The organism is Cyanobium sp. ULC082, from assembly GCF_977927535.1.
Genome location: NZ_OZ376398.1, coordinates 976,399 through 994,922 on the forward strand (window position 1 = coordinate 976,399; position 18,524 = coordinate 994,922).

Genomic DNA, 18,524 nt, shown 5'->3' on the forward strand with positions numbered 1-18,524 from the left:
GAACCCCTGACCGCTCCCCTCCCCCCGGCCTTCTTCAGCCGTCCCGCCGAGCAGGTGGCTCCGGAGCTGGTGGGCTGCCTGCTGGTGCGGCGGTTCGAGGCGGATCGCCTGCTCTGGGGGATGGTGGTGGAAACGGAGGCCTATTGCCAGAGCGAGCCGGCCTGCCACGGCCATCGGCGCCGGTCGCCGGCCAATGAGACCCTGTTCGGGCCGCCTGGTCGCTTCTACGTTTATCTGATCTATGGCCTGCATCACTGCGTGAATGTGGTGACCCACCGCGATGACTGGGCCAGCGGGGTGCTGTTGCGGGCCGTGGCCATTCCGGGTGAACCGGAGCGGGTAGCCGCTGGTCCGGCCTTGCTGGCCAGACGTTTCGGGATCGATCGCCGTTTCGATCGCCAGCCACTGGCTCCCGCCAGCGGTGCCTGGCTGGCCGCCCGTCCGGCTCCTTTCGGCGCTTGGCTGGCGGCCCAGGCCGCGCTGGGAAACACCCCGATCCTGGCCAGCGGCCGGATCGGGGTGTCCCAGGGACAGGAGCTGCCCTGGCGCTGGTATCTGCGGGCCAGCCGCAGCGTCAGTCGCCGCAGCCGGGGGGATCGTGCCCCCCGCGGCCCTCTGGCTTTCTCGCCCGGGCCAGGGGGGTTGCCGTGAGCTATCGCTGGACCCATCGCCACGTGCTCGATCTGGCGGCCTTCTCGCTGGGCGATTTCGTCACGGTGCTGGAGCTGGCCCAGCGCTTCCGCTCGTTGCCCAGCACCGGTGCCCGCCGCTTGCCGGCCCTGCAGGGCAAGCTCGTCACCAGCCTTTTCTTCGAGCCGAGCACCCGCACCCGCAGCAGTTTCGAGCTGGCCGCCCGGCGCCTCTCCGCCGATGTTCAGACCTTCTCGCCGTCCTCCAGCTCCCTGGCCAAGGGGGAAAGCCTGCTGGACACAGCCCGCACCTATGTGGCCATGGGGGCGGATGTGCTGGTGGTGCGCCATCGCTGTGCCGGGGTGCCGCAGGCCCTGGCGCGGGGCCTCGATGCAGGGGGTGGCGCGCGGGTGGCGGTGCTCAACGGCGGCGATGGACTCCACAGTCACCCCAGCCAGGGGCTGCTCGATCTCTTCACCCTGGCTCGGCATTTCTCTCCTGCTGCCCCCACCCCGGACGCTCTGCGGGGAAAGCGGGTCGTGATCGTCGGCGATGTGCTCCACTCCAGGGTGGCCCGCTCCAATCTCTGGGCCCTGAGCGCCTGTGGCGCCGAGGTGGTGCTGTGTGGCCCCGCCACTCTCCTGCCGGAATGCTTCAGGGCCTTCGTGGCGGCCCCGCCGCCTGGCCAACCGCACGATCCGGTCGAGCGGCGCGGCGGGATCAGTGTTGTGCGCAGTCTGGAGGAGGCTCTACCGGGCGCCGACGCGGTGATGACCCTGCGCCTGCAGCAGGAGCGCATGGACCAGAACCTGCTGACCAGCCTGGAGAGCTATCACCGTCGGTACGGCCTCAGCCATCGGCGCCTTGAGCTCTGTGGCCAGGCGGTGCCGGTGCTTCATCCCGGTCCGGTGAACCGGGGTGTCGAACTGAGTGGTGAGCTCCTCGACGATCCAACCGTCTGCCTTGTGGACGAGCAGGTCCGCAACGGCATTCCGGTCCGCATGGCCTTGCTCTATCTGCTGGCGGCGGCGGAGACGCCGGGGCCCTGAGCCTCAGAGCAATTTGAAGCCTTCCAGCAACAGGCCATACAACCAGCCGACCCTGGCGGCGTCGATCAGCTGAAGCAGCAGTCTGTCGCCGCTCTGGAGCAGGAGCTGGCGGCGGCTGCGCACGCTCAGCTCGATCGGCACCACGCAGAGCAGGGCGGCCAGGGGATCCAGATAGCCCATCGCTCCGGTGAGCATGCCGATCGCACCGCCGAAGAAGAAACCGCTCAGCAGGATGATCAGCTGGAGGGAAAACCGCCGCCATGGATTGGCTGCCCAGCGTTCCAGCCGCTGACCGGCCTGACCAACCTGACGCTGCAGGCGAGTTTGCTGTAGGCGGCTCACGGCATGGGTGGGCAGGCTCTCCGGTTGGCGATCCCCATCACCCGACCCAGCTGCCTGCCGAACCCTTCTTACACCATTTCTGGAGTGCTGGGGAGCTCCTGACCCCATCCATAGGGGATTTCAATCAAACCAGCCGGGGTTCGCAACACAACCAGCTGTCCCACGGCCCCCTGCCGGGGCCAGGATTCAATCCCGGAGTCAGGCTTCGCTTTCCTTGTTCTTGCGGGAACCCTTGCCCTCCAGCAGCTCCAGCAGGGCCTCCATCTGGGCCATCACGCCCCTGACCTCGCCGGCTTCCGGCAGCAACCCATCCTCCATCACCCCCTGATGCATTTCGCGCAACTCCTGGCGGATGTAGCGAAGGTGACTGACCACCTGTTCTCGCTTTGATTGCGACATGGAGCAGGCGTCGGATAGATCCCTCTCTTTTACCTTATCGTCGGCCAGGGCTCCCGGCCGTGAACCGCAGCGTGGACCGCTGCCCCGCCACCTGGGCGATCATTTGCGGGCGAACCGGGCCCGGGCTTCCGCGTAGAACGCCGGATCGATGCTGCTGATACCGGCTTCAGCGGCCAGGCCCTCGATGCGGCGGCGAACTGCCGGCCGCACGAAAAAGGGCACCTCCTTCAGTTTCTGTTCAGCAGCTTCGGTCCAATCCATCGTTTCGGATCGCAGCGGTACCAAGCCATTCCATTGTGCCGCGCTCTGCCGCACCTCCAGCCAGCCATCCTGGCGGACTGACTGATTCGCTGATGTCAAACAGACTGTGAGAGCGGATCAGGAATGCCAATCAGGAATCACAATGGAGAATAGGGGAAACGGCCGACAGGCTTGAGAAAGGCTGAGATCCATTGCCCTGACTGGGTTGGATTTTTGGCCACCGACCTCCTCTGCACCCAACGCTGCACCCAACGCTGCACCCAACGCTGCACCCAAACGCATCAGGGTGATCCGCCACCCGGCACCGTCCCAGCTCGCCGCATGAACCGGGAAACCCCCGTCCTCCTCCGCAAACCACCCAGCAAGCCTGGGGTAGCTCCAGGGCTGGCCTTGCTGCTGCGGGATGGCCAGGGCGCCATCAGTGGCGGCTACCTCCAGGGGAAGCTGCTCGATCCACAGCAGGCCCAGCAGCTGATGGAGCGTCACCCGTGGGGGGAAGTCGGCCCAGGCGAGCAGGCGGTCTGATGGGACGAGCACAGCGCCGGAAACACCAACCCCGTCAGCAGGCCCCCGCTGCCCCTCCACAGGTGGGCGGTGCTTATCGCCATCGGGCGATGGTTACCGGGATGGCTTCGGATCAAGCAGTTGCCCAGCAGGCACGCCGCAGGGGTACGGGTGCCGACAGGAGAACCTCTCCAATCGGGCAGGCCACACATTCACAAAACAGGCGTTTTACAGCTTGCTCTTTACAAAACAGCCAAATCCCTTGTTGGTTCGTTATGAGAAACACTGGACACCCCCAGCCGAATCAGAATGAAACCCTTTTTTCTCGCCGTTTTCCTCGTTGCCGTAGCCAGCCCTGCTGACGCTCAGTGCGGCGCCTACGGCATGTCCCCTCACTCTCCCGGCGGCTGTTCCGTCAGGGATGACTACGGCAACCCGGCTGGGTCGATTCGCTCCACGCCGTCAGGTGGTTACGTGTTGACCCCTGAGCGGCGCTGGGACCCGTCGCAGCCGAACGTGCCGGGCATGCGGGATACCAACCCGTATCGAACCGGGCCTCGTTTTTAGACGACCCCCCACAGCCATGATCGGAACCCTTCGCCGCTACCCCAAGTTGGCTAACTGGATTCCTAGTGTTTCAATAACCGGTCATCGATCAGCTCATCCGGCAGCGCCAGACACGCCTCTGCCGTGCGCTGGAAATCGGGATCACGCTAGACAAGCGTGGAGGGGTCAATACGTTGCCAGTCGGTGATTGTTGGAGCCTGGATGCAGCAGTCAATTCTGACTCTTGCAATTCACCCACTCATCTTGAAAGCCAAGGTGAAGAACCTGTTCTCACTGGTGATGATTCAAATGACTTCAGCTACGCCTGAACCATTTTCTGATGCCGTTGCTGGCTTGCTGACCCGTCGATAGTGATTGAAGTTTCTCGATCTTACGATTGATTTGGTCCAGCTCTTCCTGAATCACCTCTGGGCACCGAGGATGTCCCGCTGCCTTCCGTGCATCAATCTCCTTGACCTGACGATCGATCTCATCCAGCTTTGCCTGAATCTCATCAGGCGTGCTGCGTCTGGCTTTAGGTTTCGCTGACCACCAATCCGCGCCAATGCTTTTGCGTAAAGGTTGTGACTTTAATTCTTCTTTCCTCTGCTTCCTTGCCAGCTGCCGCTCCTTGGTCGGCCAAAACATAATCCCGAAGATCGTTGAATAAAAAATCACACATGGCGCATAAACGCCAAGGGCTAGGAAGCACAGAACACACGCCAGCGCGTACCAACGGAGCCGGAACTTCACTTCTGGTCAGAGCCCACCGAACCCGGTCTGCGCCCGTGAGGCAGGCTTCCCGCTGCTCGCCCCAGCCTTGAAGCTGTTGATGGCGCTCACGCCGGCACTCACGCCACCCAGCACCCCAGTGGCAATGTTGAGGCCCTGGGCCGCGGTGCTCGGGCCGCCGCCTGTGATCGAGGGAGGAGCAGGGGACAGCAGGGCCGGCAGCGGCACGAACGGCGCCACAGGCTCCAGGAACGGCTGCGCTTCGTAGAACGGCTGGGAGTTGTAGGCGCTCAGGTACTGCGCCACCTGGCCGGCCTGCTCACGGGTGTACTGCCGATCCCTGAACTTCGCATTGATCTCTGTGATCGTTTCGTAGTCACCCATCTGCCGGGCGTAGTCGTTGAACAACCGGTCGATCGAGGCCCCCGCCTGCTCGTTTGCACGAACAGCTGACCGCGCCTTCAATGCCGCCACCCCGTACTGCTGCAGCGCAAAGGCGTCCTGCATCGAACGCTCAGCCATCTCCTGGTTGACGGCCTCGCTGCCCTGGACGAAGTTGCCAGCCGCTGATGCCCGGGTGTCTGCCACCACCTTGGCCTGATTGACGGCCCGGGTGAGCTCGTAGTTCCGGTTCGACAGGACGTAAGCCAGCCCCTGGTTGTAGTTGACCGTCTCCTGCCAGTAGGCCTGCTGGCTGTTGGCGTCCTCATAGTTCTTCTTGAAATTCGCCTGCCAGCTGGCGAACCTGCTGTTCGCGCTCTGAAATGCCCTGTCGTTGACGTAGTCCTGTTGCGCGGCAGCATTGCCCGTGATGCCGCCCAGGAGGTTCAGGCCGGTGCCAAGGCCCCCGATCGCCATCCCGGCGAGGGCTGGAGTGATCACAACCATCAGTGCACCATCCAGAGAAGAGAGAACAGTTGAGAGCTTGATTCCGAAGGTGGAGAGGAACGCACCATCACCCCGAAAGGATCGAAGCATGGCCCGATCATACTTCGGCTTTCCTTTCAATGGAATCCTGTTCCCTCATCAATGCGTGGGGAATCGAGTTAGGGGATAGGAATCAACCCCCGAAGAACCTGGGATAATTTTGGCCGAATTATTTGGGGTCGTGTTTTGTCGGGGGGTACCGCGATACCAGCCGGGCTGCATCCCCCCATGCACCCGCTCCCTGATTCTGAGGTGGGGGGGGGGCAGGGTGCCGATCGGTGGGCAATGGCCTACAGTCCAGCTACAGAGCCAGTGGCTGATTAACAGCGGCTCAGTGTAACGAATTGTGACAGAATCAGGCGGCTGGGTGCATCCTCCCATCAGCCCATGGTTAGTTTCAGCGCAGGCAGTGGACCCCGGCAGCAGTGACGCCGGCCACACGCTTCAACAGCACTCAACCGATCACGTCCGCCGCTTGTCGGGCTGCTGCCTGCCATCCCATCGCATCCATGCACATGTCTGACTCCATCACCACCACCGGCTTCATCCTCCCCGCGTTCCTGGGCCATCAGGTGGGCCTCTACGCCGACCGCTGCAGCCAGGGATTCGGGACCGCCCAGGGGCCTTGGACTGACGCCGAGGGCCGCGCCAACACCTTCGGGATCGACTTCGCCACGCTCCGGCTCCGGCTGGTGTCCGAGCGCCTCGATGGCCGCAGGGCTGCCGCGGCCGGTCTCTTCTAAACCTCCAGCTGCGAGGCGTCACCATCAACCACCACAACTCCGGGGCGCTGTCCCAACTGCGCCCCACCCCTTCAACCACCACACCACAGCCAGCCCCGTTCAGGCGGGCATGAGCAGGTTCGAGCCCTGCCGCTGGTGTTGCCCACCGGATGCTCTCCATTCCCGGCCGGGCTCAACAACTTCATGGACACCAACACCGCAGGGCGGGATCCGGCCCTGCTGGCCCTGGTCGCCGCGGCCGCTGCCATCGAGGCCCTGGCCCTGCTGCTCCGGCCCCTGTTGGTGCATGCCCTGGCCCTGGGGCTCACCGTGGCCGGCTGGCGCCCCAGCTGCACCACGGCAGCACCTGAGGACCTGCTGGGGGAACCAGCACCATCACCCACACAACCAGCACCGACCGCCCCGACCGCTGCAGCAGGCGCGTCCAGTGGCCAGCTGGAGGCCTTGCCGGTGCGTGAGCTGCGCCAGCTGGCCCGAGCTGCTGGCCATCGCGCCCTGGCCCGCTCCGGCCGCCGTCAGCAGCTGCTGGAGGTGCTGGCATGACCACCGCCAACCCACCCGTAACAGGCAAGGGAACCCAGCAATCCGTTACGGCACACGCCAGGGCCGCCGCCGGCCCCCTCCAGCTGGTGGCCTACTACCGGGTCAGCACCGACCGGCAGGGGCGTAGCGGCCTGGGGCTCGACGCCCAGCGCCAGAAGATTCACCAGCTCGCCGCCGAGCGCCGCGCCGTGATCGTGGCCGAGTTCGTGGAGATCGAGAGCGGGCGAAAGGCTGACCGCCCCCAGCTGGCCCTGGCGCTGGCCGAGGCCCGCAGATTCAGGGCCGCCGTTGCCGTGGCGAAGCTCGACCGGCTGGCCCGTGATGCTGAGCTGGTGTTGCGGCTTAGCAGGGAGGCCGAGGCCAACGGGCTGCGGGGTTTCTTGTTCGCTGATCTGCCCGACGTTTACGCCACCACCAGCGCCGGCCGGTTGATCCTGTCGGTGATGGCCCAGGCCGGTGCCAGCCTGCGAGCCATGGCGGCGGCGCTGAACGCGGCCGGAGTTGCCACAGCATCAGGAGGAACCAGCTGGAGCCCGGTGCAGGTATCCCGCGCCATCAAGCGGCTTGAGCTGACCCAGCGGTGATGGGGCTCCAATCTTCAGTGAGCCAGCCAGCCCCAGCAGCAGCTCAGGCGGCCGCGGCCTCCTGTCGCGGCCGCCAGCTGACAGCTCCAAGCGTCAGCTCCCCGTCATGGACCACCTGGCTCATGGCCATCCGTAGCGCGGTGTCCCGGCCGCCGAGGGCCTCCCGAAACTGCTCCTCGGTCGCTGCGCGCCTCCCCTGACCGCCGACGGAGGCCACCAGCGGATCGATCAGAAAATGCAGACGCGCACTGTGTGGACCTCGGGCGGCGGGGTCTGGCATCAGCCGCTGCTCCAACTGGGGCAGAGCCTCAAGCTTGGGTCCCTTGCAGCGCACGATCACACCCAGGCGCTTCAATTTGGAGATCGAACGTGTTGTTTCGTTTGAGGTCTTGCCGATGGCAGCCGTCAGCTCGGCCGATGTTGACCAGACTCTTCCGGTGAGCGGGTGCATCCTGGCAATCAGAAGCTGAAAGACGAAAGCGTCGCTGTGAGTCAGCTTGCGGGAAAGCACGAGTAGCTCCAGCGCCTGAATACCTTGGTGATGAACCATGACGAAGCCTGCGAGTTTCTGAGTCGGGTTCATCGAAGGTCAGCGGATTAGCGGAGTGTTGGTATAAGAACGATAGGAAGCGCTGGATGGCCCGGCCAGTGGGGCGCCGTGAGCAGGCGGGTACACCACATCACCCGCTGCCCCACCTCTGCACCAACGCATAGGAGAGGGAGGCTGGAGCCACCTGTGAGAGCCAGGGCTGCCGTGGGTATGTGTGGCAGCGGAATCAGTTGCGCTGCAGTGGTTTTCGGGAGTCGGCCATGCTGCTGCCATGGGTTGCCACACATACCCATGGCAGCGGAATCCTTTGCGCTGCAGTGGTTTTCGGGAATCTGCCACGGGTACCACACATAAACCAACTTTGAGGGGTTGAAAAAAGGCGTAGGGGGCAAGGGCAGGGGTGGGGAGCGTGTGTGGGGCGCTATGGGGGCCTTTATGTGTGGCACCCATGGCAGCGCCTCAGATCCCTTCCAGCGCAACCGATCTAGCTGCCAGGGTATGTGTGGCAGCACCCCTGGCACCTGTGGCAGCACCCCTGGCAGCATCACGCCCCGGGGTAGAACCCCTGGACCCGCCGGCCACCGATCTGTGGGCGGCGCTGTTCCCATCCGATGGCCTCCATCACCTGCCGGAGGCGGGTGGCGATGGCAGGGGTCTGGCGGTCCTTTGGCACCTCCAGGAAGCCCAGCAAATCGGCCGCCTTGAAGGGTGCCATCGCCTTTTTGGTGCTCAGGTAGTCGGCCAGCTCCTCAGCCCACGGGTCGAGCTGCTGGTGATCGGCGTTCCGCACGCTGATGGCCTCCTCCTCCTCTCGGCTGCTGTGCCATGGCACCCCTGAGTGATACCGCTCCAGAGCCCGGGCCCAGATGGCAGGGCGGAGGCTGGCGACCGCTTCGAGGGGGAGGGGCCGCTTCGGCAGGGCGATGCAGACGAACCTGCGAGAACCGCTCAGGTCTCGAAGAGGCGCACCGTTGCTGGTTCCCCAGAAGACCGAGCGGCGGTGTATCACCTCGGATGATCGGGCGTACTTGCGCCGGTCGATGTCCACCTGGCGGGTGAGGAACGCCTTGAGGGCCTCCTGATCAGTCCGTCGGGTGATTCCATCGACTTCGCTCAGCTCCAGTGCCCAGACCCGCTGCAGCCTGGTGATGTCGTCGATGTCGAAGCGGTTGGTCAGGCCATCACCAAAGAACGGCCCCCCGAACAACACGCGGCCGGTCTGGGTTTTGCCGATGCCCTGCGGGCCGATCAGCACCGGAGTCTGATCAGCCTGGCAGCCGGGAAGCATCACCCTGGCTACGGCAGCAATCAGAAACCGTGGCAGGAACGCCGCGGCCACCGGGTCGTCGATGTTGAACAGCAGCAGGTCGAGGCGGTTCCAATCCTCGATCGGTAGCGGGTCGGCGGTGGCAGTGATTCGCTGCAGCTCCTCCAGCACCGGATCGAAGCTGGAGGCGGCGGCCAGGTGCTCCACCGCGTCGGCGGTGGCCTCCTTCGGCCACTTCTCCAGCTCGGTGCTCAACTGCAGATAGAGGCGGGCAGCTTCATCGCCGGACAGGATCCGATCGGCCAGGTGTACGTCACGGGTGCGGATGTTGAGACGGGGATGACTACCGAGGCGATCGGGGAGGAACCGGAGGATCTCGTGATGCTCAAGGCGAACCGGCCTGCTGTGGCCCCGGGTTGGGGCCACCTCCTGCACCGCCGCGGCCATAGCAACCCCAGGGGCGTCCTCGAGGCCGGGGAAGATTGACGCCGCGGCCACCGGCTGCACCTCCACAGCCAGCAGACCCGTCGCCTGCCCCCACTCCTGCCAGGCCTGCCCCCATTCGCATGCCCCGACCAGGGCGATCTCTCCCTCAAGCGCGGCGACACGTTCGGCAGGGGTGCCGGAGGCGTCATCGATTGAGCCGCCCACCGGCAGGCCTGGCCACACCTCTGAGGCCGGCAACACCACCAACGACAGACCAACCGCCGCAGCCGCTTCCAGAGCCTTCTGAGCTCGTCTCGCGCCTGTCAGATCTTCATCTGCCAGGTACACAATCCCGGCGACACCGGCAGCCTTGAGCGCTGCATAGCGAGGCTGGATGTCCTCCAGCCTGTGGGCGTGGCCCGGCTGGCTCACGGTCACCAGGCCACCCTCGCGGGCGATCTCAGCTGCCTTCTCGCCCTCGGCCTCAAGCAACCAGTGGCCCGGGTTGGTCATGGCCGCGGCCACCGCCTCGGCCTGGCGCCAGAGGGGCCATGGGTCTGCACCCTGCTTTGGGATCCAGCTGCCATCGGGGCCTATGGAGCCAAGGCTGAACTTCTTGGCGCCGCCGGTCACGGGCATCAGCCGGATGACCTCCTGGCTCGGCGAGTAGGGATAGACGGCTTCGAGGATGAACTCAGCCTTATCGATCTCCTTGATCGGGCCATCCAGGTCGAGACGCACCACATCGGCCGGCTGCGGGAGGCGCAGCAGAGTGATGGGTGCCTCAGGTGCCGCTGGCAGGGCCGCTGGTGCGGCTGGATGCCGCCTAGCCGCTGATGCCACAGCCAGAGGTCTGCAGCCATTGAAAGCCGCTTGCGAGGGAAGCCCTAGGTGGCGCTCAACTTCTTGGGCAGCCCGCTTGAAATCCCAGCCCTTTACGGTTTGCAGGAGTGCCATCCCATCGCCAGCCGCAGCATCCCTGCCGGGCTGCGCTGGGCACTGCCGACAGATCCAGGTGCCGCGGCCGTCGCGGTCGTCGAAGGTGAATCGGTCGTCTCCCTTGCCGCAGATGGGGCAGCCGCGAGGCTTCCCGTCCAACAGGGAGGGATCGATCCCGCCGGGGCCGCTCAAGATGTTGAACCAATGGCCCTGGGCCCGGTCAATGCAGGCGGATCTGCTCATGCCGCCACCTCCACCAAAGGAGCGAGGCCGGTGATCGCAGCGGGACGATCGGCCACCACATGGAGGGCGTGGGAGGCCCGGGTGATGCCCACGTAGGTCAACTGATTCAGCGATGCCGGGTCAGGATTCCGGCCCACATCGGGATGCAGGAACACCTGCCGAAAAGTGGAACCTTGGGCCTTGTGAACCGTCATGGCCCACACCGGGCTGATCGTTGCGAATGAATCCTTCCGCCGCCAGAACAGGCGCCAGAGGTCCTTCGCCGCGCCCTCGTTGCCAACTTCCTTATGCTCCCGTGCGGCTGCGGCAATGATGTTGTTCGCTTTCCGCCAGCTGGGGAGCTGCTCAAGGGCGAGCACCCGGAAGCTGGCAGTGCGCCATGGGTTGCCTGAGATGCGGGCCTCGATCGCCCACCATTGCCAGGCGGGGATCTGCTCCCCGGCCTTGGTCTTCCGTTTGCCCAGGAGCACTTCCCGAACAGCCTGGAGTTCGTCGCCTTCGATGCTTCCTTCCTCCGGGCAGACATCGGCCAGCTCCATCTCGCAGGTGCTGGAAACGATCGGCAGGCCATCCGGGCCGGGAATGGCACCGACGGAAACCACCGGCTGGCCTACCACCCATGGCGCCGCATCCCGGCCATAGATCGCTGCGTGAAGGATCCCGTTGAAGCGGTCGGCCGCTGCATTCGTCCAGCACAGAACCCGGCTGCCATCTGTGTCTCCTTCCCTGCTGGCGTTGATGCAGGCCTTGAGTGCCGCCCGCTGCCAGGTGGCGAAACCCTTGTGAGCCACCACGGCGCTCTGGTCCCCGGCAGCCGAGACGAATGGCGGCCGACCGCTGCCCAGCTCGCGGGTTGCCGTGGCCAGCTCAAGGATCGGCCCGGCATGACGCACCACCTCCGAAAGGTGGGCACAGATCGGCGCCTCGAACAGCGGGCAGAGGGTGGAGTCACCCACCGGCTGGAGCTGTGCGGGATCACCAATCGCCACCAGGGCCGCACCGGGCGGCATGACCCCCTCCAACAAGCCGGCCAGCTCTGCGGAGATCATGCTGCTTTCATCCAGCACCACCAGAACGGTGCCGTCCCCGATCAGCTGGTTGGCCTGAGGGTCAGGCTGGAAGGTTTCGACAGCCTCGTTACGGACAGGCCGCAAACCCAGCGCCGAGTGGAGAGTGGCCACGCGCACCCTATGGAGCTTGTAGCCGGCCAGGGCCCGCTCCAGTTGCCGGGCGGCTTTGTGGGTCGGAGTGGTGATCACCACGGCGGGAGGCACCTTCCATTTGCCGAAGTCGCCGCGTTCACCCAAGGCGCCGGGGATGGTCAGCGCCAGCTCGATCAACCTGGCGGTGAGGAAGGTTTTGCCCGTACCGGCGAACCCGGTCAACACGCAGCGGGCGCGTGGCGTTTCCCCCCTGAATGTTGGTGCGAGCAGATCGAATGCCTGCTGCTGCCCGTCGGTGAGTGTTTCCTGCCGCGGCCCTGACGCCTCTGGCAAGATTGGGTGGGAGCCAAACCCGTTTCGGCCGTGGGCCGAGGTGATGCCGCGAGCTGGAACTCGGCCGGCATCGCTGTGTTTGGGAGCCATCGATCAGCCCTCCACCGCAAAGGAGGACGGACGCCCGGCCCGCTTGGAGGGCCTCGGATAGGTGCGGATCGTCTGGCCAATGGCAACCAGGCGATCAGGAAGTTCGGGGCCGATGTCGCCGGCCGCGACGTTTTGCGCGAAGTGTTCAACCGCTCGGCGCACAAGCGCTGCGGTGCTGAGGTTCAGCTCCAGAGCCAAACGATCAACGAGCTGGGCGTAGGGAGGCGGGACCCTGAAAGAGACCAAGGAGGTCGCGTTCATCCCACCTGCCGCCATGGATTCGTCCACGGGTCATGACAGGGCTTCGGTTGGGTTGAACGCGACTCTTTCGGGGTATTCCTTGCCGCGCGGGCGGAAGGTCCGAGGCCGTGATCTGCCTTGAAGGCGAAAGAATCACGGTTGAATTGATCTTATCAGCCGATATGCTGGTGTCAACAGATGGTCGGCCATGGCAATAGCGGTAGCCATCCAGTCTCAGGACTACCAAAGTCTCTTCGAGCCAAACCCAATAGGCAGGCTCTGTCGCTGTTGGGAGCGTGGGGAAAGGCCTTGGCCGCAGAAGCCGGAAGGTGATCCTGCCCTGTTCCACATAGCTGCCGTCCACGGGTATCCCGAGCGGGAAGCAAATCGGATTGAGGGCTACCTCGGCAGCAAGGAAGGCCGTCCTACGGCACAGGCTCCATTTGACCGGACCCTCTGGAAGGACCGTCGTCGAATTGTCCACACGGCGATCAGGCTCTACGCCAACGAAAAGAAGTGGATAGGTGACAACCCGGCCTCCTTCAAGGGCATAGCCGGCACGCTCTGCGGCTTTGGCGCACTCCGCGATGGCGCAATCGTCTGCCTGACTGCTGCCGAGCAGCAGAGATTGAGGGGCATCGTCCGGGGCCTGGTGGAAAAGCAGGACATCGATTTGGACTTGCCGGTGCCGGAAGTCGTCATCCTCACGGTCGAGCAACTCAAAGGGCAGCGATTCCTGGAGGTCTTTGTTTCAGCTGAGATCAACCCGGCCACCACACCCCGCGATCAAATGCTGAGGGTGTTCGGCTCAGCCAGGGTTGGCCTTCACCTGGTGGGTGCCCCAGCTGGTTGACTTGATACCCCTTTAGATACGTCTCGCGTTACCATCGGCACATGATCCGATCGTTCCGCTGTGCGGACACCCAGGCCCTTGCCGACGGTGACCGCGTCCGGCGGTTCATCGCCATCGAGCGGGTGGCCCAGCGCAAGCTGGTTCAGCTGCAGTTGGCCTCCACCCTCCAGGATCTGCGCATCCCTCCCGGGAACCGCCTCGAACTTCTCGCCGGAGATCGCCGCGGCCAGCACAGCATCCGCATCAACGATCAGTTCCGTCTCTGCTTCGTCTGGAGTGAGGGAGGTGCTGAAGATGTTGAGATCGTCGATTACCACTGAATCAACCACCACCCCCAACAGGAAGGGCACCATGGCCCAGCTACCACCCATCACCCCCGGTGAGCTTCTCAGCGAGGAGTTCCTAGAGCCCATGGGGATCACCCCGTATCGCCTGGCGAAGGAGATCGGCGTTCCCCTCACCCGCATTGGCGCCATCTTGAAGCAGGGGCGCTCCATCACCGCCGACACTGACCTGCGCCTGTGTCGATTCTTCGGGCTCAGCGAGGGCTACTGGCTGCGGGCCCAGGCCCTCCACGATCTGGTGGTGCAGCGCCGGCAGATTGCCGACCAGCTGGAGCGCATTCATCCGCATCAACCGGCGACGGTCTGAGCGCCCGGGTCACTCCACAGGCGGCACCCATCCCCAGGCCCGCTTCTTCATCGCCGCGGCCAACAGCGCCAAGGGCATACCGCCACGGCTGTATCTCGCGGTCATAGTCTTGGACTCATGCCCCAGGATCTGCTCAATCGCCCGCTGCTCCGCGCCACCATCAACGAGTTGCTGGGCGGCGAAGTGGCGGCAGGAGTGAAACACCGCTGTCGGGTCCTCGATGCCGGCCCGCTCCCTCAGGATCCGCCCCAGTCGGATCGATGCGTAATGGCTCAGCCGAGGGTCTGCCCCCGGTGGCCGGGGTTCCTCGAACAGAAGGCCGTCCGGCATCCCCTCCACCCAGCCGGTGAAACCTTCAGCCACTAGGGCCGCCGGTAGGGGCACCACTCGAGCACTGGCGTCGTTCTTCAGCCGTCGGTCCACGGTCGGCTGGATCTCCACCATCCAGAGGCCAGCCGCCTGTCGGATGTCGCACCGGCGCAGGCCGGCGAGCTCCTCCAGTCGGGCGCCGATGGCCAGTCCCAAGGGGAAGCCCCACCGGTCCAGGGGCCGGCCCTGCTGCTCCCGGCTGATCCGCCACAGCAGCTGGGCCTCCGCTTCGCTGAAGGGTCGCCGCTGCCGTGTTGTCCCAGACGGTGGCCTCAGCCCCCTCCCGGACAACCGATCCAGCACCTCCCGTTGAACCGCCATTCCATCAGCTGCTGCTGCGGCAAGCACGGCCCGCACCAGGGCCAGCTTCCGCTTGCACGTTGCAGGATTCCTTGAGCGCAGCAGCTCCCCCCGCCAGGCCGTCACTTCCTCGCCGCTCAGCCGATCCAGGCGGTCGTGGCCAATGTGGGCAGCCAGCTCCTGCAGCCGGGCCGCGGCATCCAGCCGGGTTTTCGTGGAGGGTTGACGCACGGTCTTCCACCGTTCCAGAGCGAGGGCGAAGGTGGGGCCTCCGTCACCCTCACTGGCCGAGGGCTGCGGCGGTGGCGGGAAGGCTGGCAGCGGTGGCGGCAGCTCGCCGGCCTCGAGCGCGGCGGTCTGACGACCGAGAACAACGGCGGTGCTCGCCAGGCGAAGTGCCACGGCCTGCACCTCCTTGAGGGGCACCACAACCCCCAGGTCCCGCAGCTGCTGCTGGGCTTCCAGCAGCCAGTGGTTGATCCCCTCATGGAACGTGTCGATCACCTCCTGCAGGTGGGCATGGGCCACCCGGGCGGAAGGCTCCTCGCCATGGACCAAGGCGGCCGGCTGCCACCAGACCGATGGATGTGAGAGCTGATCGATCCGGCGTGCCATCAACTGGACCACAGCCCCAAGCCCCGCTGTCTCCACAGGGGGCAGCATCCAGCCAACCGGCAGCGGGATCGGCAGCGTCACACCAAGCTGCTCAATCGCCCACAGCACTGCTGCCGCAGCCTCCTGGGGCGTGGTCTCGCCGCCTTGGGTTGGTGCCTTCATGGCCCACCGGCCTGCCACACCCAGCTGCTCCTGCGGGCTCAACTGGCGCCGCTGCCTGGCTCCGCTGATCCGATGTTCGGCCTCGCTGTGGGCTCTGCTGTAGCTGGCGTGGAACCCCCGGCTCCCCAGGGGCAGCTCCAGCCGCACCGTGATCGTGCTGCAGCCGGTCGCCTCGCGGACCTCAGGGGGCAGCCGCCGCTTGTAGTACGGCTGCTGGCTTGCACCACGGAAGACCAGGTAGGGCAGCGAAAGGCCAGCCCTACGATCGAGGCCTCTGGCACCAGTTGAGAATGCCGCTGCACCCAAGGCTGCACCCAGATCTGCACCCAACTTACGGGGAAACCCCAGTAGGATCACCGGGACTCATTGCAGCGCAGGGGTTTTGCTTGGGTGCAGATGGAGAATAGGGGACTCGAACCCCTGACCTCTGCGGTGCGATCGCAGCGCTCTACCAGCTGAGCTAACTCCCCCCTGGATTGCAACTTATCACCGGCTTTCGAGCAGCCATTGCGCCCCGGGATGCGATGAAATGAGGGTTGAGCACTTCTCCTGAACACCGTGGTCGAGCCCATCTCTGCGTCTTCCTCCAGCCCAGCTGATCCAGCGGCGTCGGCTTCCATGGCGGAATCGATCACTCTCGAGCGGCTCGAGGCTTTTGATGAGGCCTCCACAGCTGCCCTCGCCCAGCGCCTCGACGACGACGACTATCCCTCCCCGTTCGCCGGGCTGCAGGACTGGCACCTGATGCGGGCTCTGGCGATCCACAGGCCTGATCTGGCCCGCCCCTATGTCCACCTGGTGGATCAGGAACCATTCGATGAGGAATGAGGCGGCGGTGCTCCCCGATCCGCTCAGCGGCCGCCGCGTGCTGGTGGGCATCAGCGGCAGCATTGCGGCGGTGAAGCTGCCGCTGCTGGTGAGTGCCCTGGCCAAGCGCGGCGCCGAGCTGCGCTGTGTGGTCACCCCCAGCGCCGCCCGGCTGGTCAGTCCGGTGTCCCTGGCCAGCCTGAGTCGCCATCGCTGTTTCCTGGATGCCGATCAGTGGAGCGCCCAGGCCCCGCGTCCGCTCCACATCGAGCTGGCCGAATGGGCCGAGCTGGTGTTGGTTGCGCCGCTCAGCGCCACCAGCCTGGCCCGTTGGGTTCATGGTCAGGCTGACTCCCTGCTGGCCAGCACCCTGCTCGCCTGCGAGGCCCCGATTCTGGCTGCGGCGGCGATGAACACGGCGATGTGGCGCGCCGAGCCGGTTCAGCGCAACTGGCGGCAACTGCTGGCCATGGAGCGGGTGCTGCCCCTGCTGCCTGGAGCGGGCCTGCTGGCCTGTGATCGACAGGGCGATGGGCGCATGGCGGAATCCACCGTGCTGCTCCTGGCCCTGGAATCGCTGTCGCTGTGGGGCTGGCGGCGCGACTGGCAGGGTCGGCGGTTGCTGGTCACGGCTGGACCCACCCAGGAAAGCCTCGATCCGGCCCGCTGCCTGACCAACCCAAGCACCGGGCTGATGGGGGTGCTGCTGGCCCAGGCGGCCCGGTTGCGGGGTGCCCGGGTGGATCTGATCCACGGGCCGCTGCGGGTGGATCCGGCTCTGCTGGAAGGGCTTGAGTGCCATCCGGTCCAGAGCGCGGCCCAGCTGCAGGCGGAGCTGCGGAGGCTGCAGCCCCGGATGGAGGCCATCGCCATGGCGGCCGCGGTGGCGGATCACCGCCGCGCCGCACCGCTGCTCGGAAAAGTTGCGAAGCACGACCTGCTCACCGCCCTGGAGAGGGGTTGGCAGGAGGTCCCTGATCTTCTGGCGGAACTGGTCGCCCACCGGCCCGCCGGCCAGAAATTGCTGGGTTTCGCCGCCCACTCCGGCGATGTGCTCTCCCAGGCCGGCGTCAAGTTCGCGAGCAAGGGCTGCGACCTGCTGTTCGCCAATCCGATCGATCAGGCGGGAGCCGGTTTCGGATCAGCCACCAACCGTGGCTGGTTGCTGGGCCCAGGCCTGGCTCAGGCTGAGATCCTGGCGGCCAGCAAGCTGGCAGTGGCCCATCAGTTGCTCACGGCGCTGGGCGCCCTGCTCGAGCCGCTGGCCGTGGCTGCCGGGCCCTCTGCCGATCCGGTTGTTGAGAGCCGCAACAGGCTCTGAGGCAAGGGGAATTTGATCGGTAAGATCGCCGGTGGCGCACCGTTCACTCGGTTTTTCACCCTGCCCGTGCGGCTTCTCCCCATGCGTTTCCGACCTCTGCTGGCTCTTGTGCTGGCGCTCTGCCTCACCCTTGTCACGGCCTGCAGCGGTGGCGCCAAGGCTGTGGAGCGGGCCAATGTCACCTACGACGACATCGTCAACACAGGCAAGGCGAACGACTGCCCCACCCTCCCGGATTCCGCCCGCGGTTCGATTCCCCTGGATGGCTCGATCCGCTACCAGCTCCGCGACATCTGCCTTCACCCCTCCGAGGTGTTCGTCAAGGGGGAACCTGCCAACAAGCGCCAGGAAGCTCAGTTCGTGGCCGGCCGGATCCTCACCCGCTTCACCTCCAGCCTTGATCAGGTCTATGGCGATCTGAAGGTCACCGGCGATGGCCTCAGCTTCAAGGAGCTCGGTGGCATCGACTTCCAGCCGATCACCGTGCTGCTGCCCGGCGGTGAAGAAGTGCCCTTCACCTTCTCGAGCAAGGAGCTGCTGGCCACCGCTTCGGGCTCCTCGATCAGCACCAGCACCGATTTCGACGGCAGCTATCGCGCCCCCAGCTACCGCACCAGCAACTTCCTGGATCCGAAGGGACGGGGCCTCACCAGCGGCTACAGCAGTGCCGTCGGCCTCGTGCCTGCCGGCGACGACGAAGACCTCACCACGGAGAACGTCAAGCAGTACGTGGACGGCAAGGGAACCATGAACCTGTCGATCACCAAGGTGGACAGCAGCACCGGTGAATTCGCCGGGGTGTTCACGGCGATCCAACCCTCCGATACCGACATGGGCGGCAAGCTTGCCGTCGACGTCAAGATCACCGGTCAGCTCTACGGACGGCTGGAGGAGGCCTGAGTCGTCCCAGCCGCTGGAGTCCTTAGGATGAATGG

General features: G+C 65.4%; 22 protein-coding genes, 1 tRNA gene and 1 pseudogene. 12 read left to right on the forward strand and 12 right to left on the reverse strand.

Going from position 1 to position 18,524, the window contains the following annotated elements:
- The first annotated feature begins 6 nt into the window (after window positions 1-6).
- Together ACXMDY_RS14160 and ACXMDY_RS14165 are read left to right on the forward strand one after the other, a co-directional pair.
- On the forward strand, window positions 7-651 hold the full coding sequence (locus tag ACXMDY_RS14160; RefSeq protein ID WP_259701394.1) for a DNA-3-methyladenine glycosylase: 645 nt from the start codon (window positions 7-9) through the stop codon (window positions 649-651).
- Window positions 648-1,679 (forward strand): aspartate carbamoyltransferase catalytic subunit, encoded by a 1,032-nt coding sequence (locus tag ACXMDY_RS14165; RefSeq protein WP_259701366.1) that lies wholly within the window; start codon window positions 648-650, stop codon window positions 1,677-1,679. Before ACXMDY_RS14160 ends, ACXMDY_RS14165 begins: the two co-directional genes overlap by 4 nt.
- Before the next feature lie 3 nt (window positions 1,680-1,682).
- Here the strand turns inward: ACXMDY_RS14165 and ACXMDY_RS14170 are convergent, their stop codons facing one another.
- From ACXMDY_RS14170 to ACXMDY_RS14180, 3 genes are all read right to left on the reverse strand, one after another.
- Window positions 1,683-2,021 carry a DUF565 domain-containing protein gene (locus ACXMDY_RS14170; RefSeq protein ID WP_259701367.1) on the reverse strand — a complete coding sequence of 113 codons (339 nt, stop codon included), beginning with the start codon at window positions 2,019-2,021 and terminating at the stop codon, window positions 1,683-1,685.
- Between the two features lie 198 nt (window positions 2,022-2,219).
- On the reverse strand, window positions 2,220-2,420 hold the full coding sequence (locus ACXMDY_RS14175; protein WP_259701368.1) for a hypothetical protein: 201 nt from the start codon (window positions 2,418-2,420) through the stop codon (window positions 2,220-2,222).
- Between the two features lie 99 nt (window positions 2,421-2,519).
- Window positions 2,520-2,735, reverse strand: coding sequence for a PCP reductase family protein (locus ACXMDY_RS14180; protein ID WP_457767657.1), 216 nt, complete (start codon window positions 2,733-2,735; stop codon window positions 2,520-2,522).
- Window positions 2,736-3,002: 267 nt separating this feature from the next.
- Here ACXMDY_RS14180 and ACXMDY_RS14185 point away from each other — a divergent pair, with 267 nt between their 5' ends.
- Complete coding sequence (locus ACXMDY_RS14185) at window positions 3,003-3,206, forward strand: hypothetical protein (protein ID WP_259701370.1); 204 nt, start codon at window positions 3,003-3,005, stop codon at window positions 3,204-3,206.
- Between the two features lie 840 nt (window positions 3,207-4,046).
- Here ACXMDY_RS14185 and ACXMDY_RS14190 read toward each other — a convergent pair.
- Window positions 4,047-4,379 carry a hypothetical protein gene (locus ACXMDY_RS14190; protein WP_457767658.1) on the reverse strand — a complete coding sequence of 111 codons (333 nt, stop codon included), beginning with the start codon at window positions 4,377-4,379 and terminating at the stop codon, window positions 4,047-4,049.
- A 111-nt stretch (window positions 4,380-4,490) separates the two neighbouring features.
- The gene (locus ACXMDY_RS14195; RefSeq protein ID WP_259701372.1) at window positions 4,491-5,441 is read right to left on the reverse strand and encodes a hypothetical protein; all 951 of its coding nucleotides are present in this window, start codon (window positions 5,439-5,441) and stop codon (window positions 4,491-4,493) included.
- Between the two features lie 464 nt (window positions 5,442-5,905).
- Here ACXMDY_RS14195 and ACXMDY_RS14200 point away from each other — a divergent pair, with 464 nt between their 5' ends.
- From ACXMDY_RS14200 to ACXMDY_RS14210, 3 genes are all read left to right on the forward strand, one after another.
- Window positions 5,906-6,133: a hypothetical protein gene (locus ACXMDY_RS14200; protein ID WP_259701373.1), complete on the forward strand. Its 228-nt coding sequence runs from the start codon at window positions 5,906-5,908 to the stop codon at window positions 6,131-6,133.
- Window positions 6,134-6,268: 135 nt separating this feature from the next.
- Window positions 6,269-6,676 carry a hypothetical protein gene (locus tag ACXMDY_RS14205; protein ID WP_259701374.1) on the forward strand — a complete coding sequence of 136 codons (408 nt, stop codon included), beginning with the start codon at window positions 6,269-6,271 and terminating at the stop codon, window positions 6,674-6,676.
- A complete protein-coding gene (locus tag ACXMDY_RS14210; RefSeq protein WP_259701375.1) occupies window positions 6,673-7,260 on the forward strand; it encodes a recombinase family protein in 588 nt (195 codons plus the stop codon). The genes ACXMDY_RS14205 and ACXMDY_RS14210 overlap by 4 nt, the downstream gene beginning before the upstream one ends.
- A gap of 43 nt (window positions 7,261-7,303) precedes the next feature.
- Here the strand turns inward: ACXMDY_RS14210 and ACXMDY_RS14215 are convergent, their stop codons facing one another.
- The 5 genes and pseudogenes from ACXMDY_RS14215 to ACXMDY_RS14235 all read right to left on the reverse strand — a co-directional run bounded on the left by ACXMDY_RS14215 (window position 7,304) and on the right by ACXMDY_RS14235 (window position 12,559).
- Entirely contained in the window at window positions 7,304-7,843 is a 540-nt protein-coding gene (locus tag ACXMDY_RS14215; protein ID WP_259701376.1) for a hypothetical protein, read from the reverse strand.
- Between the two features lie 511 nt (window positions 7,844-8,354).
- Entirely contained in the window at window positions 8,355-10,247 is a 1,893-nt protein-coding gene (locus ACXMDY_RS14220) for a VapE domain-containing protein (protein ID WP_457767670.1), read from the reverse strand.
- A gap of 228 nt (window positions 10,248-10,475) precedes the next feature.
- Window positions 10,476-10,685: pseudogene (locus tag ACXMDY_RS14225) on the reverse strand (primase-helicase zinc-binding domain-containing protein); the annotation flags it as partial.
- Window positions 10,682-12,271 carry an ATP-dependent DNA helicase gene (locus tag ACXMDY_RS14230; protein WP_259701378.1) on the reverse strand — a complete coding sequence of 530 codons (1,590 nt, stop codon included), beginning with the start codon at window positions 12,269-12,271 and terminating at the stop codon, window positions 10,682-10,684. The pseudogene ACXMDY_RS14225 and the gene ACXMDY_RS14230, both read right to left, overlap by 4 nt.
- Window positions 12,272-12,274: 3 nt before the next feature.
- Entirely contained in the window at window positions 12,275-12,559 is a 285-nt protein-coding gene (locus ACXMDY_RS14235; RefSeq protein ID WP_259701379.1) for a ribbon-helix-helix domain-containing protein, read from the reverse strand.
- Between the two features lie 160 nt (window positions 12,560-12,719).
- Here ACXMDY_RS14235 and ACXMDY_RS14240 point away from each other — a divergent pair, with 160 nt between their 5' ends.
- Genes ACXMDY_RS14240 through ACXMDY_RS14250 form a run of 3 tightly spaced genes read left to right on the forward strand, consistent with a single transcriptional unit; the run spans window position 12,720 to window position 14,015 of the window.
- A complete protein-coding gene (locus ACXMDY_RS14240; protein WP_259701380.1) occupies window positions 12,720-13,364 on the forward strand; it encodes a hypothetical protein in 645 nt (214 codons plus the stop codon).
- 41 nt (window positions 13,365-13,405) lie between these two features.
- Complete coding sequence (locus tag ACXMDY_RS14245) at window positions 13,406-13,684, forward strand: type II toxin-antitoxin system RelE/ParE family toxin (protein ID WP_259701381.1); 279 nt, start codon at window positions 13,406-13,408, stop codon at window positions 13,682-13,684.
- A 31-nt stretch (window positions 13,685-13,715) separates the two neighbouring features.
- Window positions 13,716-14,015 carry a HigA family addiction module antitoxin gene (locus ACXMDY_RS14250; RefSeq protein ID WP_259701382.1) on the forward strand — a complete coding sequence of 100 codons (300 nt, stop codon included), beginning with the start codon at window positions 13,716-13,718 and terminating at the stop codon, window positions 14,013-14,015.
- Between the two features lie 9 nt (window positions 14,016-14,024).
- Here ACXMDY_RS14250 and ACXMDY_RS14255 read toward each other — a convergent pair whose 3' ends face one another.
- Entirely contained in the window at window positions 14,025-15,767 is a 1,743-nt protein-coding gene (locus ACXMDY_RS14255) for a tyrosine-type recombinase/integrase (RefSeq protein WP_259701383.1), read from the reverse strand.
- 91 nt (window positions 15,768-15,858) lie between these two features.
- A tRNA-Ala gene (locus tag ACXMDY_RS14260) sits at window positions 15,859-15,931 on the reverse strand.
- A gap of 148 nt (window positions 15,932-16,079) precedes the next feature.
- Between ACXMDY_RS14260 and isiD the strand changes: the two genes are divergently transcribed.
- The 3 genes from isiD (at window position 16,080) to psbO (ending at window position 18,489) form a co-directional block, all read left to right on the forward strand.
- Window positions 16,080-16,289 (forward strand): protein IsiD, encoded by a 210-nt coding sequence (gene isiD, locus ACXMDY_RS14265; protein WP_259701384.1) that lies wholly within the window; start codon window positions 16,080-16,082, stop codon window positions 16,287-16,289.
- Window positions 16,279-17,589, forward strand: coding sequence for a bifunctional phosphopantothenoylcysteine decarboxylase/phosphopantothenate--cysteine ligase CoaBC (coaBC, locus tag ACXMDY_RS14270; protein ID WP_259701385.1), 1,311 nt, complete (start codon window positions 16,279-16,281; stop codon window positions 17,587-17,589). Before isiD ends, coaBC begins: the two co-directional genes overlap by 11 nt.
- A gap of 81 nt (window positions 17,590-17,670) precedes the next feature.
- Complete coding sequence (psbO, locus tag ACXMDY_RS14275) at window positions 17,671-18,489, forward strand: photosystem II manganese-stabilizing polypeptide (protein ID WP_259701386.1); 819 nt, start codon at window positions 17,671-17,673, stop codon at window positions 18,487-18,489.
- Window positions 18,490-18,524: the final 35 nt, after the last annotated feature.

Bases quoted from the DNA above. Each gene is read 5' to 3' on its own strand.
- ACXMDY_RS14190 (WP_457767658.1), bottom strand. From the start codon at position 4,379: ATGTTTTGGCCGACCAAGGAGCGGCAGCTGGCAAGGAAGCAGAGGAAA.
- ACXMDY_RS14245 (WP_259701381.1), top strand. From the start codon at position 13,406: ATGATCCGATCGTTCCGCTGTGCGGACACCCAGGCCCTTGCCGACGGT.
- ACXMDY_RS14195 (WP_259701372.1), bottom strand. From the start codon at position 5,441: ATGCTTCGATCCTTTCGGGGTGATGGTGCGTTCCTCTCCACCTTCGGA.
- ACXMDY_RS14230 (WP_259701378.1), bottom strand. From the start codon at position 12,271: ATGGCTCCCAAACACAGCGATGCCGGCCGAGTTCCAGCTCGCGGCATC.
- ACXMDY_RS14210 (WP_259701375.1), top strand. From the start codon at position 6,673: ATGACCACCGCCAACCCACCCGTAACAGGCAAGGGAACCCAGCAATCC.
- coaBC (WP_259701385.1), top strand. From the start codon at position 16,279: ATGAGGAATGAGGCGGCGGTGCTCCCCGATCCGCTCAGCGGCCGCCGC.
- psbO (WP_259701386.1), top strand. From the start codon at position 17,671: ATGCGTTTCCGACCTCTGCTGGCTCTTGTGCTGGCGCTCTGCCTCACC.
- isiD (WP_259701384.1), top strand. From the start codon at position 16,080: ATGGCGGAATCGATCACTCTCGAGCGGCTCGAGGCTTTTGATGAGGCC.
- ACXMDY_RS14175 (WP_259701368.1), bottom strand. From the start codon at position 2,420: ATGTCGCAATCAAAGCGAGAACAGGTGGTCAGTCACCTTCGCTACATC.
- ACXMDY_RS14250 (WP_259701382.1), top strand. From the start codon at position 13,716: ATGGCCCAGCTACCACCCATCACCCCCGGTGAGCTTCTCAGCGAGGAG.
- ACXMDY_RS14200 (WP_259701373.1), top strand. From the start codon at position 5,906: ATGTCTGACTCCATCACCACCACCGGCTTCATCCTCCCCGCGTTCCTG.
- ACXMDY_RS14215 (WP_259701376.1), bottom strand. From the start codon at position 7,843: ATGAACCCGACTCAGAAACTCGCAGGCTTCGTCATGGTTCATCACCAA.
- ACXMDY_RS14240 (WP_259701380.1), top strand. From the start codon at position 12,720: ATGGCAATAGCGGTAGCCATCCAGTCTCAGGACTACCAAAGTCTCTTC.
- ACXMDY_RS14185 (WP_259701370.1), top strand. From the start codon at position 3,003: ATGAACCGGGAAACCCCCGTCCTCCTCCGCAAACCACCCAGCAAGCCT.